The organism is Streptomyces sp. NBC_00354 (assembly GCF_036106915.1).
Taxonomy (GTDB): Bacteria; Actinomycetota; Actinomycetes; order Streptomycetales; family Streptomycetaceae; genus Streptomyces.
This window is the reverse complement of sequence record NZ_CP107983.1, coordinates 2,491,864-2,504,870: the sequence shown is the minus strand read 5'-3', so window position 1 is coordinate 2,504,870 and position 13,007 is coordinate 2,491,864. Positions and strand designations below refer to the sequence as shown.

Sequence of the window (13,007 nt, the reverse complement as noted above, 5' to 3'; positions counted from 1 at the left end):
GGGGCGGCTCCGGACGTCGCGGGGGCGGCGGCCGGGACCGGGGACACCGCCGCGATCGCTGCGGAGGTGCTGCGCCTCCTTGCGGAGAGTGACCAGACCCTCGCCGTCGCCGAGTCGCTGACGGGCGGGATGGTGGCCGCGGAACTCACGGCCGTCGCCGGGGCCTCCCGGTCCTTCCGCGGTTCGGTCACGGCGTACGCGACGGAGCTGAAGCACCGGCTCCTCGGGGTGGACGCCGAGCTGCTGGCCGCCGAAGGCGCGGTGAACGCGCAGGTGGCGACCGAGATGGCGGCCGGGGTACGGCGCGTGCTGGGGGCTTCGTGGGGGATCGCGACCACCGGGGTGGCCGGTCCGGACCCGCAGGACGGGCAGCCGGTGGGCACCGTTTTCATCGCAGTGGCGGGTCCGGTGGGCAGGAAAACCGTCCCGCTGAGGTTGAACGGCTCCCGTACGGAAATCCGTAGGGAGAGTGCACGGACAGTGCTCGAACTGCTCTCGAGCGAACTCCGCGAGAATGTGCGGGGGCAGGATACGGAACAGAACGGGGGGATTTGATGTTTGCAGCCCTGAGTGAACACGACATAGCTCCCCGCACGGCCGCGGCGCGAGGCGGTACGGTGGGGCGTGAAGGATGCGGCTACACGGTCAGAGGAGGGAGCCACCGATGATTCTGCTCCGTCGCCTGCTGGGTGACGTGCTGCGTCGGCAGCGCCAGCGCCAGGGCCGTACTCTGCGCGAAGTCTCCTCGTCCGCCCGAGTTTCTCTCGGCTATCTTTCCGAGGTGGAGCGGGGGCAGAAGGAGGCATCCTCCGAGCTGCTCTCCGCGATCTGCGACGCGTTGGACGTACGGATGTCCGAGCTGATGCGCGAGGTCAGCGACGAGCTGTCGCTGGCTGAGCTGGCGCAGTCGGCCGCGGCAAGCGAACCGGTGACGGTGCCGGTCCGCCCGATGCTCAATTCGGTCTCCGTGACTTCGGTCGCGGGTGGCCCGGAGCGGGTGACCATCAAGGCGCCTGCGGAAGCGGTGAATGTCGTAGCCGCGTGAGCTCGATGCGCGAGCTGTGAAGAAATGAGCGTGGCCGGAGCCCCGGTCGGTGTGTGATGCACCGGCCGGGGCTCCGTGCCGTTCGCTGCGCTCGCTCGTACGGGGCCCATGGCGAAGCCGTTCTGGGTGCGGGGGCGGAGAGGTTGCGGGACGATGGTCCCGTCCGGGTCCCCGGCCGCTGGGAGGTAGCCGTGCGGCGGTTACTCATACCCCTCGCGCTGGCGATGGGCGTGTTGTGGTGGTGGGCGGTGCTGCGGCTGGCGCTGGCCCCGGGCGAGTCGGGGCCGGTGGAGGGCGCCGTGGCCGTGGGCGGCTGGGGGCTGGGCCTGCTGCCGGTGCACTGCACGCCGAGGCCCGCATGCAGGGCCCGGCGGGCGGCGGTCGACGGGGCGGAGCCCGATGGGGCGGCGGCCGACCGGGCGGTTACCAGGGCATCGACACTCCCCCGTTCGGGCGGAGGATCTGGCCCGTCATGAAGGACGAGGCGTCCGAGGCGAGGTAGAGCACGGCCTGGGCGATGTCCTCGGGCTCGCCGACGCGGCGCAGGGGGGACATCCGGACCATCGCGGCCTCGGTCTGCTCCTGGACCTCGGGGCTGTGCCGGCCGGTCATCGGGGTACGGATCCAGCCCGGGGCTACGGCGTTGACGCGGATGCCATGGGGGCCGGCCTCGGTGGCGAGGGTCTTGGTGAGCTGGACGACGGCGGCTTTGGCGGCGCTGTAGCAGAGCAGGCCGGGCTGGGCGGCGTCCACGGCGCCGGAGGCCATGGTGACGATCGAGCCGGGGCGGCCGGCCGCGATCATGGCGCGGGCGGCCTCCTGGCAGGTGCGCAGAATCCCCTTGAAGTTGATGTCCAGGACCCGGTCGAGGTCCTCGTCGGCCGTCTCCAGGACGCTGCTGGTGTGCATGATCCCGGCGATGGCGGCGGTGATGTCGAGCGGTCCGGCGGCTGCGACGGCGGCGCGCAGGGCTGCGCGGTCGGTGACGTCGAGGGGGTGGACGGTGGCGGATCCGCCGGCCTTGGCGACGAGGTCCGCCGTCTCGGCGAGGCCGGGCCCGTCGCGGTCCGCGCAGTGCACGGCGGCGCCCGCCTCGGCGAGGAGGACGGCGGTGGCGCGGCCTATGCCGCTCGCGGCGCCGGTGATCAGGGCGGTCCGGCCGGAGAGGTCGTACGGGGCTCTGGGTGTGGGCATGCCGGGACCGTACGACCGGATCTGACGGAGCGTCAACTAGGCTGTCGGGCCGGGTTGGCAGCGGGGGCACCAGTAGGTCGGGCGGTCGTTCTGCGGGGCCTCGCGGACGGGGGTGCCGCAGCGCAGGCAGGGGCGGTGCGTGCGGCCGTAGACGAAGAGCTCCTGGCCGGGGCGGCGGCTGCCGGTGGTGTTGCGGATCCGGCGGTCGCCGATGTTGGCGCGCAGCAGGCGGTGGGCGGCGCCGGCGAGGCGGACGGCGGTGGTCGCGGGGTCGGGGAGGTCGCCGACCGGGGTCCAGGGGGTGACCTGGGCCAGGAAGCAGAGCTCGCTCTTGTAGATGTTGCCGATGCCGGCCAGGTTGCGCTGATCGAGCAGGGCCTCGCCCAGGGGGCGCCCGGGGGTGGCGAGGAGGCGGGCGGCGGCCTGGTCGGCGTCCCAGTCCGGGCCGAGGAGATCGGGGCCGAGGTGGCCGACGGCCCGGTCCTCTTCGGCGGTGCGGAGCAGCTCGACGACGGGGAGCCGGTAGCCGACGGCCGTGTGCCCGGCGGTGCCGAGGACGGCGCGGATCTCGTGGGCGGGGCCGCCGTGCCATTTCTCCTGCGCGGCGAAGACGCGCCAGGCGCCGTCCATGCCCAGGTGGGTGTGGAGGGTGAGGCCGCCTTCGAAGCGGGCGAGGAGGTGTTTGCCGCGCGGGGTGACGTCCAGGGTGGTGCGGCCGGTGAGGTCGGCGGTGGCGAAGCGGGGGACGCGCAGGTCGCAGCGGGTCAGCTGGTGGCCTGCCAGGGCCGTGTGCAACCGGGCCGCCACGCGCCAGACGCTGTCTCCTTCGGGCATGGCGCCATTGTCGCCCCGCGGGGGCCTGGGGATGCGCGGTGCGCGGTGGGCCGGGACGGCCGGAGCCCCCGCCGCGCTGTGGCGCGGGCGGGGGCCCGGTCGTCGGGAAGGGGAAGGTGCGGAGGTGACCGCTACCGGTTCCCGTGCCGCTACTTCCAGAAGAGGCCCTTGCCGTCGTTCAGGTTGTTGTACGGGTCGCCCCAGTACTCGGCGCCGACCACCTTCGTCTGGGCCGAGGGCGCCAGGGCGATCGCGCAGCTGGTCTGCGTCTGGCCGTTGGTGAAGCCCTTCGGCAGCGTCTCGTCCTTGCACTTCTCGAACTTGCCGATGACGGAGACGCCCTGGGCCTCGGAGCCGTCCGGGAGTAGGCCCTTCATGTGGCCCACGGAGGCGTACGAGAGGTCCACGGTGCCGATGTTCTTGACCGAGTAGCGGACGTAGTAGGGAATCATCCCCTTGACCTTGTCGCCCAGCTTGAGCGCGTCCAGGTCGGCCGGCTGACCCTGCTCGACGGCGGTGACGGTGAGGGCGATGGTGCCGCCCTTGGTGTTGCCGTAGCTGAACGGCACCTGCGCCGTCTCGCCGATCTTGAAGGTCTGGCCGGGCTTCGCCTGGCCCGCCGCGCCGGCAGGGGCCTGGCCGCCGCCGGTGGAGGGGCTGGCCGGGGTGCTGGGCTGCGCGGACTCCTGACCGCCCTGGCTCGGCTGGGCGGCCGGCGCGCTCGACTGCGCGGGTGCGACCTCTTCGTTGCCGTTCTTACAGCCGGTGAGGGTCAGGGTTCCGGCAACCGCCAGACCGATGACGCCCGTTGCTGCTCGCCGCATGGTGTTGGTGCTCACTTTTCTGCTCCCCCATGAGTGTGATCTTTTGACGTGGCATCGTCATGCTTGATGCCTGCGGTGATCTTGATAGTCCAGAAAAGGGCGGGGCTGCCAGTCGAGAGGGGCTTCGTGACGTGCTCAAGACATAAGTGGAACGTAAGCGCGATGGTCGAGACCGGAATGTCGGATTCAGCTGCCGGATTCACGAGCGCAGGCGCAGGCCCCGCGGGGTGGCGTGGAATCCGGCGGTCTCGAGGACCTGGCCCAGGGGAGAGGTCAACGCCGGGGTGGCGTTGATGCGTTCCACCGTGAGCGCCGGGAGGGTGCCGATCCGGGACCCGGCCGCCAGCGCCGCGGTGGCCGCCGCCAGGCGGGGATCGTCCGCCGGAGGCCAGACCAGCAGCGTCTTGCCGCCCCGCTCGAGGTACAGGGTGAGCTCGCCGTCGACCAGGACCACCAGCGAGCCCGCCTTGCGGCCCGGCTTGTGGGTGGCCCCGGCCGGGGGCTCCGGCCAGGGCAGGGCCGCCCCGTAGGCGTTCGCCGGATCGGCGGCCGCCAGGACCACCGCCGCCAGCGGGGGCGGGTTCCGCTCGGCCGACCGCAACCGGTCCACTGCGCCGTCCATCGCGAACTGGGCCGCGCCCAGGCCTTCCACCACATAGCCCCGGCGGGCCTGGCCGCTGTCCTCGAAGGCCGACAGGACGCGGTACACCGCGCTGAAGCCGCCCTCGACGCCTTCGGCGGCCACCGCGCCCCGCGTGACCACGCCATGCCGGTCCAGCAGGGTCCTGGCCAGTGCGTGGGCCCGGTGGGTGGGGTCGGCGGCCTGGGAGGGCAGTAGCGACCAGCGGCCGGAGACCGTGGGCGGGCCCGTGCGGGACACCTGCGCGCCGAGCGTCCCGTACCGGCCGCGGGGGACCGTGCGCCGGGCCCGGTGGGCGGTGGCGCCCGCCGTACGGCCCGAGCCGAGCAGGGAGCGCAGCGGGGACAGGGTGTCGTTCGTCAGTCGGCCCGACCAGGCCAGGTCCCAGACGGCCTCGGACAGTTCGAGGTCCGTGGCCTCGGACCACTTGGCGCGCACCGATTCCGCGAGCTGGCGGAAGAACAGCCCGTACCCGCCGGACAGGGTGTCGAGGATCGACTGGTGAAGGGGCGTCAGCTCCAGCGGGTGCGGCGGCGGCAGCAGCAGCGGGGCCGAGTCCGCCAGGTAGAGCGAGACCCAGCCGTCCTTGCCCGGGAGGGCCCCGGCGCCCGCCCAGACCACCTCCCCGGTGGTGGTGAGCTCGTCCAGCAGGGTCGGGGAGTACCCCGAGACCCGCGAGGGCAGGATCAGCCGCTCCAGCGCCGAGGCGGGGACCGGGGCGCCCTGGAGCTGTTCCACGGCCCGGGCCAGGCCGTCGATGCCGCGCAGGGCACCGCCCAGGTGCTGCCACTGCGGCAGGAACGTGGCCAGGGAGGCCGGCGGCACCGGCTCCAGCTCCTGGCGCAGCGCCGCCAGGGAGCGGCGTCGCAGCCTGCGCAGCACGGTCGCGTCGCACCACTCCTGGCCGATGCCGGCCGGGTGGAACTCGCCCTGCACCACCCGGCCCGCCGCCGCGAGCCGGTGCAGGGCGCCCTCGGTCACCGCCGTGCCCAGGCCGAACCGGGCGGCCACGGCGGTCGTGGTGAACGGCCCGTGGGTGCGGGCGTACCGGGCCAGGACGTCGCCGAGCGGGTCCTTGACCGGCTCGGTGAACGCCTCCGGGACCCCGACCGGGAGCGCCGTGCCGAGCGCGTCGCGCAGCCGGCCCGCGTCCTCGATCGCCGCCCAGTGGTCTGCGCCGCCGATCCGGACCGCGATGGCCCGGCGGGCCTGGGCCAGCGCCTTCGGCCAGGCCGGGTCGGCGCCGCGCTCGGCCAGTTCGGCCGTGGTCAGCGGGCCGAGCAGGCGCAGCAGGTCGGCCACGGACTCGGCGTCCTTGGCCCGCCGGTCCTCGGTCAGCCACTGGAGCTCCCGCTCCAGCTCTTCCAGTACCTCCGCGTCGAGCAGTTCGCGCAGCTCGGCCTGGCCGAGCAGCTCCGCCAGCAGGCGGGAGTCCAGCGAGAGCGCGGCCGCCCTGCGCTCGGCGAGCGGCGAGTCCCCCTCGTACAGGAACTGGGCGACGTACCCGAAGAGCAACGAGCGTGCGAAGGGGGACGGTTCGGGGGTGGTGACCTCGACCAGGCGGACCCGGCGCGCCTCGATGTCCCCCATCAGCTCCGTCAGGCCCGGTACGTCGAAGACGTCCTGGAGGCATTCCCGTACGGCTTCCAGCACGATCGGGAACGATCCGAACTCCGAAGCCACCTGGAGCAGCTGGGAGGCGCGCTGGCGCTGCTGCCACAGCGGGGTGCGCTTGCCGGGGCTGCGGCGCGGCAGCAGCAGGGCGCGCGCCGCGCACTCGCGGAACCGGGAGGCGAACAGGGCGGAGCCGCCCACCTGGTCGGTGACGATCTGGTTGATCTCGCCGTGGTCGAAGGCGACGTCCGCGGCGCCCAGCGGGGCCTGTTCGTCGTCGAACTCGAATGAGTGGGAGGCAGCAGGGTCGTGGTCGAGCAGGTCCATGGAGAGCAGGTCCGCGTCGGGCAGCCGGAGCACGATCCCGTCGTCGGCATGCATGACCTGCGCGTCCATGCCGTACTTCTCGGCGAGGCGGGCGCCGAGGGCCAGCGCCCAGGGGGCGTGCACCTGGGCGCCGAACGGGGAGTGGACCACGACCCGCCAGTCGCCGAGCTCGTCGCGGAACCGCTCGACCACGATCGTCCGGTCGTCCGGGACGTGGCCGCAGGCCTCGCGCTGCTCCGCGAGGTACGCGAGGACGTTCTCCGCGGCCCACGCGTCGAGGCCGGCCGCCAGCAGCCGCAGCCGGGCGTCCTCCTCGGGCAGCGCGCCGAGCTCGCGCAGGAACGCGCCCACCGCGCGGCCCAGTTCCAGCGGCCGGCCCAGCTGGTCGCCCTTCCAGAACGGCAGCCGGCCGGGGACCCCGGGGGCGGGGGAGACCAGGACCCGGTCGCGGGTGATGTCCTCGATCCGCCAGGAGGTGGTGCCCAGGGTGAACACATCGCCCACGCGGGACTCGTACACCATCTCCTCGTCGAGCTCGCCGACCCGGCCGCCGCCCTTCTTCGGGTCCGCGCCCGCGAGGAACACGCCGAACAGCCCGCGGTCGGGGATCGTGCCGCCGGAGGTGACCGCCAGCCGCTGCGCGCCGGGCCGGCCGGTGATGGTCCCCGCCACCCGGTCCCAGACGACCCGCGGTCTGAGCTCCGCGAACGCGTCGGACGGATACCGGCCCGCCAGCATGTCCAGGACCGCGGTGAACGCCGACTCCGGCAGCGCCGCGAACGGCGCCGCCCGCCGCACCAGCGCCAGCAGCTCGTCCAGCTGCCACGTGTCCATCGCGGTCATCGCGACCAGCTGCTGCGCGAGGACGTCCAGCGGGTTCGAGGGGATGCGGAGCGACTCGATGGACCCGGTGCGCATCCGCTCGGTGACCACGGCCGCCTGGACCAGGTCCCCGCGGTACTTGGGGAACACGACCCCCGTGGACACCGCGCCCACCTGGTGCCCGGCCCGGCCCACGCGCTGGAGGCCGGAGGCCACCGAGGGCGGGGACTCCACCTGCACCACCAGGTCCACGGCGCCCATGTCGATGCCCAGCTCCAGACTGGAGGTGGCGACCACGGCGGGCAGCCGGCCCGCCTTCAGATCCTCCTCCACCAGCGCCCGCTGCTCCTTGGAGACCGAGCCGTGGTGCGCCCGCGCCAGCAGCGCCGGGGCGCCGTGGGCGGCCCCCGACTGGGCCATGATCTCGGCTGGCGGCGCACCCTCGGGCAGCTTCTCGCCCATGGCGCGCTCGTACGCGATCTCGTTGAGCCGGTTGCACAGGCGCTCGGCGAGGCGGCGGGAGTTGGCGAACACGATCGTGGAGCGGTGCGCCTGGACCAGGTCCGCGATCCGCTCCTCCACATGCGGCCAGATCGAGGGCTTGTCCCCGCCGTCCTTGCCCTCGGTCGCGGGGGAGCCACCCAACTCGCCCATGTCCTGCACCGGGACGACCACCGACAGGTCGAACTCCTTCGCCGAGGGCGGCTGGACGATCTCGACCTTGCCGCGCGGCGCGAGGTACCGGGCCACCTCGTCCACCGGCCGGACCGTCGCCGACAGCCCGATCCGGCGCGCCGGGCGCGGCAGCAGCTCGTCCAGCCGCTCCAGGGACAGGGCCAGGTGCGCGCCGCGCTTGGTCCCCGCGACCGCGTGCACCTCGTCCAGGATCACCGTCTCGATCCCGGCCAGTGCGTCCCGCGTCGCCGAAGTCAGCATCAGGAACAGCGACTCGGGCGTGGTGATCAGGATGTCCGGCGGCCGGGTGGCCAGCGACCGCCGCTCGGCCGGCGGGGTGTCCCCCGAGCGGATCCCGACCCGGATCTCCGGCTCGGGCAGGCCCAGGCGGACCGACTCCTGGCGGATCCCGGTCAGGGGGCTGCGCAGGTTCCGCTCCACGTCGACCGCGAGGGCCTTCAGCGGGGACACGTACAGCACCCGGCAGCGCTTCTTCGGCTCGGCCGGCGGCGGGGTGGACGCGAGCTGGTCGAGGGCGGCGAGGAAGGCGGCCAGGGTCTTCCCGGAGCCGGTCGGCGCGACGACGAGCACGTCGGAGCCCTCCCGGATGGCCCGCCAGGCTCCCTCCTGCGCGGAGGTGGGCTGGACGAAGGCCCCCATGAACCAGGAGCGGGTCGCGGGGGAGAACGAGTCGAGCGCAGAGCCGGCCATGCCCCCATCCTGCACCCGGGCACCGACAACGGCCCGGACCTGGGGAAACACCCGGACAGGGCCCGGCCCTGATCCGCCAGCCACCGCCAAGGCGGAGAATGGGGGGATGGCGGACGAGGCGGTCGAGCGGGAGTGGGCCCGGCACTGGCAGTACGCGGAACTGCCCGGCCTGGACCTGCTGCGCGCCCGCTACGTACGCCACACCTTCCCGCGCCACGCCCACGACGGCTACGTGATCGCGGCGGTCACCGGCGGTATCGAGGAAGTCGGCCTGCCCGGCGGCATCGTGCGGGCCGGGCCCGGGAGCGTGGTCCTGATCAACCCCGAGGTGCCGCACACCGCGCGGGCCGGGGTTCCGGAAGGCTGGGCCTACGCCACCCTGTACCCCTCCCGGGAGCTGATCGCCGAGGTCGCCGCGGAGATCGGCAGCCTGCGCGGAACCCCAGGCTTCACCGCCGACTCGGTCGCCGACCCGCAGACCTCGCACGTCATCACCGAGGTGCACCGGGCCGCCGAGGAGGGCAACGCGCTGGCCGCCGACACGCTGCTGCGCCGTGCGGTGGCGCGGATGCTGACCCGGCACGCCGGACCGCTCCCCGTCCGTACGGTCCGCAGCGCCGGAGCCGCCGACGCCGCGGCGGCCCGGGCGGTGCTCCAGGAGCGGATGGCGGAGCCGCCGTCGCTGGAACGGCTGGCCGCGGAGCTGGGGACCAGCCCGTTCGCCCTGCTGCGGGCCTTCCGGGAGCGGTACGGGATGCCGCCGCACACCTGGCTGACCGACGCCCGGGTCCGGCAGGCCCGCCGGCTGCTCGACGCAGGCACCCCGCCGGCGGAGGCGGCCGTAGCCGTCGGCTTCACCGACCAGCCGCACCTGAACCGGCACTTCACCCGCATCGTCGGCGTCCCGCCGGGCGCGTACCGACGGGGGCGGGCGGGCGGTTAGGCTCCCGCCGTGGACGGGGTGGAGCAGGCCGGGGTGTGGCGGGCGTACGCGGCGCAGGTGCGCGGGCGGGTGCCCGAGTGGCCGCCGACGGGCGCGGTGGTGGAGCAGGACGGGCCCTTCGTACGGACCCACTACGGCACGCACGGGACGGTCGGGCACCGGCCGCTCACGGACATCCCGCGCGCCGAGCTGGCCGGGCTGGTGCGGCGGCAGCAGGAGGCCTTCGCGGCACGCGGCGAACCCGTGCGGTGGAAGGTGTACGGGGAGGACCCGCCGGACCTGGCGGAGGAGCTGGCCGCGGCCGGGTTCACCGCCGACGCCCCGCGCTCGCTGCTCGTCGCGGATCTCGCGCGGCTCGCGCCGGGCCGGGAGACCGGGGTCCGTTCGGTCTACAGCGGTCTGCAGGGGGATTCCCCGTGGAAGGCCCTGGCCGCCGCGAGCGGGCCGCACGCCAAGCCGCTCGCCGAGTTCGAGGCCGACCGCGGCCGGCGCTGCGACCCGGGGGACCTCTCCGTGCTGATCGAGCAGGGTCGCGTGGTGGCCGCGGGCTGGCTGGAGGTCGCCCGCGGCACCGACTTCATGCTGGTCGGCGGGCTGACCGACCCCGCGGCGGCCGCCGCCTTCGTACGGCACTGGACGCCGCCCGGCGATGCGGACCACCACCGGCCGGGCGCGGCGGCGTACTGCATCGCCGAAGCCGACGGGGAGCTGCGCACCGCACTCCTCGCGGCGGGCTTCGCCGAGCTCACGACCGTACGCACCTTCCGGCTGGACCTGGCCGGCCCGCCGGCCCGGACCCGTCCCGTCCGGGAGCTCGCGGGGTCGGAGGACGACGTGCTGTGGGACCGGCTGCGCAGCGAATTCGGCTTCCGGACCAAGGTCGTGGACATCCCCGGCTTCGCCGCCCCGGGCCCGTCCGCCACCTGGCCGCTCGGCGACCCCCACGAGTCGCTGGTCGCTGGGCTGGACCGGATCGTCCTGCGCGGGCTGAGGGCCGTCACCGAGCCCGGGGAGCAGGTGCACTGGCTGGACTGGCAGCACCCCTGCTACGCCTTCGACCCCCACCGGGTCGGCGGCCCCGGGGAGCCGGAGTGCCCGGGCCAGGCGTATCCGGACGGCGATTTCTACCTCTACGTGGACCCCGGGCTGCGCTTCGGCACCTTCGGCCACCCCTGGGAGCACACGCTGACCGTCTTCGGGGCGGGGCTGCTCGGTGCGGTGGAGGCGGAGCTGACCGCCCTGCTCGGCGAGCCGGTGCGGCGCCGGGGCTGATCCGCCGGGACCTGCAAGGCGTACGGGACCCGCAAGACGTACGGGACCCGCAAGAACGTACAAGACCCGACCCCCCTGGCCTGCGTACTTTCGCCGGGTGGAAGAACATCGGACGTTGATGCAGAAGACCCCCGAGGAGGTCGCCGGGCGGCCGCGCGGCGCCGTCGTACGCGACGCGCTCGGGGTCGGGGTGGCCGTCGGGCTGTCCGGGTTCGCGTTCGGGGTGACCGCCGCCGGGGCCGGGATCAGCGTGCTCCAGGCCTGTGTGCTGAGCCTGTTCGTGTTCACCGGAGCCTCGCAGTTCGCGCTGGTCGGGGCGCTGGCCGCGGGCGGGAACCCGTTCACCGCGGCCGCCGGTGCCTTCTTCCTCGGTACGCGCAACGCCTTCTACGGGCTGCGGCTTTCGCAGCTGCTCAACCTGCCCGGGGCCGTGCGGCCGTTCGCCGCCCACTGGGTGATCGACGAGACCACCGCCGTGTCGCTGGCGCAGCCCGACCGCAGGTCGGCGCGGCTCGGGTTCACCGTGACCGGGCTGAGCCTGTACGTCCTGTGGAACCTCACCACCCTGCTGGGTGCCCTCGGCGCCGAAGCCCTCGGGGACACCGCCGCATGGGGGCTGGACGCCGCCGGACCGGCCGTCTTCCTGGCCCTGCTCGCGCCGATGCTGAAGACCGCCACCGAGCGGGCCGTCGCCGCGCTCGCCGTCGTCCTCGGGCTGGGCCTGCTCCCCGTGCTGCCCGCCGGGCTGCCGGTGCTCGTCGCCGCCCTCGCCGCCCCCGTGATCCTCTGGCTGAAGGGACGCCGCTCGTGAACGTCTGGCTCGCCATCGGGCTCACCGTCGTCGGCTGCTACGCCGTCAAGCTCGCCGGGCTGCTCGTACCCGCCGGGGCACTGGAGCGGCCGCTCGTGCGCAGGCTCGCCGCGCTGCTGCCGGTCGCGCTGCTCGCCGCGCTCACCGCCCAGCAGACCTTCGGCACCGGGCACGGGCTCGTGCTCGACGCCCGCGCCGCCGGGCTGGCCGCCGCCGGGCTCGCGCTGCTGCTGAGGGCCCCGTTCCTGCTCGTGGTCGGCGCCGCCGTGGTCGTCACCGCGGGCGTCCGGGCTCTGGGCGGTTAGCCGCTTCACGGGGATCGCCGGCCAGGGGGCGCCCGTACGCGCGCAGGGTCAGCAGGGCCTCCAGGGTGGCGATCGGGCGGCGTTCCAGCGAGCTGCCCGGCGCCCACGCGAGGCGGCGCACGGGCCAGCCGCCGTCCGGCTGCTGCGCGGCGGCCAGGAAGTCCAGCGAACGCCCCAGCTCCTCGTCGGTGAACCAGCCGCGCGCCAGCGACTCCGGCCGCCGGGCGACATCGTGCGGGAACAGCTGCTCGCCCGGCGCGTGGCCGGGGTACGGCGGGTACTCGCGGCGGCGACGCGGATCGAGCACGACGAGCCGCTGCTCGCGCACGAGCCGTCCCAGCCGGTCCGCGGCCGCCACCGCCCGCGGCCGGTCGGGGGCGCCGTCGAGGAAGGCCACCGCGCTCTGGATCTCGTACGGGTCCGCGCGGCGCAGGGTCTCGACCCGGTCCCAGCAGAAGTCCGTGGCCCGGAACAGCCACGCGTGCCAGATCCGGTTGCGGTGCAGTACGCCGACGACCGGGCCCGTGGTCAGCAGTTCGGCCGGCGGATCGTCGTACAGCGGGTGGTACGGGGCCCCGGGGTAGCCGCGCGGGGCCGGGAGGAGCACCGGAAGCGCGCCGTCCGCGGTCGAGACCCGGGTGAGGTGGCGGCAGAGCCGCTCGATCCGCTGCCCGGCGCAGCGGCCCAGGCTGTCCAGGACCCGCAGGGCGTGCGCGGTGTGCAGCGGCTGGCTGAGCGGACCGCGCAGATCGGGATCGAGGGCGTGGCCGTAGCCGCCGTCGGCGTTGAGGTACGAGCCGAGGGCGGTGTCCACCGCGTCGGGGTCGCCGCCGAGGAAGTGGAACGCGAAACGCCGCTGCTCCAGCACCCGGGCCGTGAGCCAGATGAACTGCTCGGCGCGGGCCAGCGGGGTCGGCGGGGTGGGTGGGGCCAGCGAGGAAGCTTCGTCTCCAGGCATGCGTGAAACCGTAGGGCGCGGCCGTGCGGGGA

12 protein-coding genes are annotated in these 13,007 nt (G+C 74.5%); 7 read left to right on the top strand and 5 right to left on the bottom strand.

The genetic code is table 11. The features are described from left to right. The first annotated feature begins 54 nt into the window (after positions 1-54). The 3 genes from OHT74_RS10915 (at position 55) to OHT74_RS10905 (ending at position 1,521) form a co-directional block, all read left to right on the top strand. A complete protein-coding gene (locus OHT74_RS10915) occupies positions 55-555 on the top strand; it encodes a CinA family protein (RefSeq protein ID WP_266672642.1) in 501 nt (166 codons plus the stop codon). Between the two features lie 109 nt (positions 556-664). Then, positions 665-1,045, top strand: coding sequence for a helix-turn-helix domain-containing protein (locus tag OHT74_RS10910; protein ID WP_030301503.1), 381 nt, complete (start codon positions 665-667; stop codon positions 1,043-1,045). 224 nt (positions 1,046-1,269) lie between these two features. Then, positions 1,270-1,521, top strand: a complete 252-nt coding sequence (locus OHT74_RS10905; RefSeq protein WP_328623299.1) for a hypothetical protein — start codon at positions 1,270-1,272, stop codon at positions 1,519-1,521. Here the strand turns inward: OHT74_RS10905 and OHT74_RS10900 are convergent. The 4 genes from OHT74_RS10900 to OHT74_RS10885 all read right to left on the bottom strand — a co-directional run bounded on the left by OHT74_RS10900 (position 1,469) and on the right by OHT74_RS10885 (position 8,686). Next, entirely contained in the window at positions 1,469-2,239 is a 771-nt protein-coding gene (locus OHT74_RS10900; protein WP_266663127.1) for an SDR family NAD(P)-dependent oxidoreductase, read from the bottom strand. The genes OHT74_RS10905 and OHT74_RS10900 overlap by 53 nt on opposite strands. A gap of 36 nt (positions 2,240-2,275) precedes the next feature. Then, the gene (locus OHT74_RS10895; RefSeq protein WP_328620159.1) at positions 2,276-3,073 is read right to left on the bottom strand and encodes an Fpg/Nei family DNA glycosylase; all 798 of its coding nucleotides are present in this window, start codon (positions 3,071-3,073) and stop codon (positions 2,276-2,278) included. Between the two features lie 149 nt (positions 3,074-3,222). Continuing rightward, the gene (locus OHT74_RS10890; RefSeq protein ID WP_266663123.1) at positions 3,223-3,912 is read right to left on the bottom strand and encodes a hypothetical protein; all 690 of its coding nucleotides are present in this window, start codon (positions 3,910-3,912) and stop codon (positions 3,223-3,225) included. A 184-nt stretch (positions 3,913-4,096) separates the two neighbouring features. Next, the gene (locus tag OHT74_RS10885) at positions 4,097-8,686 is read right to left on the bottom strand and encodes an ATP-dependent helicase (RefSeq protein ID WP_328620158.1); all 4,590 of its coding nucleotides are present in this window, start codon (positions 8,684-8,686) and stop codon (positions 4,097-4,099) included. Positions 8,687-8,792: 106 nt separating this feature from the next. On the opposite strand from OHT74_RS10885, the gene OHT74_RS10880 reads away from it, so the two are divergent. The 4 genes from OHT74_RS10880 (at position 8,793) to OHT74_RS10865 (ending at position 12,017) form a co-directional block, all read left to right on the top strand. After that, positions 8,793-9,629, top strand: a complete 837-nt coding sequence (locus tag OHT74_RS10880; protein ID WP_266663119.1) for an AraC family transcriptional regulator — start codon at positions 8,793-8,795, stop codon at positions 9,627-9,629. 9 nt (positions 9,630-9,638) lie between these two features. After that, on the top strand, positions 9,639-10,901 hold the full coding sequence (locus OHT74_RS10875) for a DUF2716 domain-containing protein (protein WP_328620157.1): 1,263 nt from the start codon (positions 9,639-9,641) through the stop codon (positions 10,899-10,901). Positions 10,902-11,019: 118 nt separating this feature from the next. Next, on the top strand, positions 11,020-11,712 hold the full coding sequence (locus tag OHT74_RS10870) for an AzlC family ABC transporter permease (protein WP_328623298.1): 693 nt from the start codon (positions 11,020-11,022) through the stop codon (positions 11,710-11,712). Continuing rightward, positions 11,709-12,017, top strand: a complete 309-nt coding sequence (locus OHT74_RS10865) for an AzlD domain-containing protein (RefSeq protein WP_266663116.1) — start codon at positions 11,709-11,711, stop codon at positions 12,015-12,017. The genes OHT74_RS10870 and OHT74_RS10865 overlap by 4 nt, the downstream gene beginning before the upstream one ends. On the opposite strand, the gene OHT74_RS10860 is transcribed toward OHT74_RS10865, so the two are convergent. Beyond that, positions 11,986-12,975, bottom strand: coding sequence for a hypothetical protein (locus OHT74_RS10860; RefSeq protein ID WP_328620156.1), 990 nt, complete (start codon positions 12,973-12,975; stop codon positions 11,986-11,988). The two genes, OHT74_RS10865 and OHT74_RS10860, sit on opposite strands and share 32 nt — an antisense overlap. Positions 12,976-13,007: the final 32 nt, after the last annotated feature.

Bases quoted from the DNA above. Each gene is read 5' to 3' on its own strand.
- OHT74_RS10885 (WP_328620158.1), bottom strand. From the start codon at position 8,686: ATGGCCGGCTCTGCGCTCGACTCGTTCTCCCCCGCGACCCGCTCCTGG.
- OHT74_RS10900 (WP_266663127.1), bottom strand. From the start codon at position 2,239: ATGCCCACACCCAGAGCCCCGTACGACCTCTCCGGCCGGACCGCCCTG.
- OHT74_RS10880 (WP_266663119.1), top strand. From the start codon at position 8,793: ATGGCGGACGAGGCGGTCGAGCGGGAGTGGGCCCGGCACTGGCAGTAC.
- OHT74_RS10895 (WP_328620159.1), bottom strand. From the start codon at position 3,073: ATGCCCGAAGGAGACAGCGTCTGGCGCGTGGCGGCCCGGTTGCACACG.
- OHT74_RS10910 (WP_030301503.1), top strand. From the start codon at position 665: ATGATTCTGCTCCGTCGCCTGCTGGGTGACGTGCTGCGTCGGCAGCGC.
- OHT74_RS10905 (WP_328623299.1), top strand. From the start codon at position 1,270: ATGGGCGTGTTGTGGTGGTGGGCGGTGCTGCGGCTGGCGCTGGCCCCG.
- OHT74_RS10870 (WP_328623298.1), top strand. From the start codon at position 11,020: ATGCAGAAGACCCCCGAGGAGGTCGCCGGGCGGCCGCGCGGCGCCGTC.
- OHT74_RS10860 (WP_328620156.1), bottom strand. From the start codon at position 12,975: ATGCCTGGAGACGAAGCTTCCTCGCTGGCCCCACCCACCCCGCCGACC.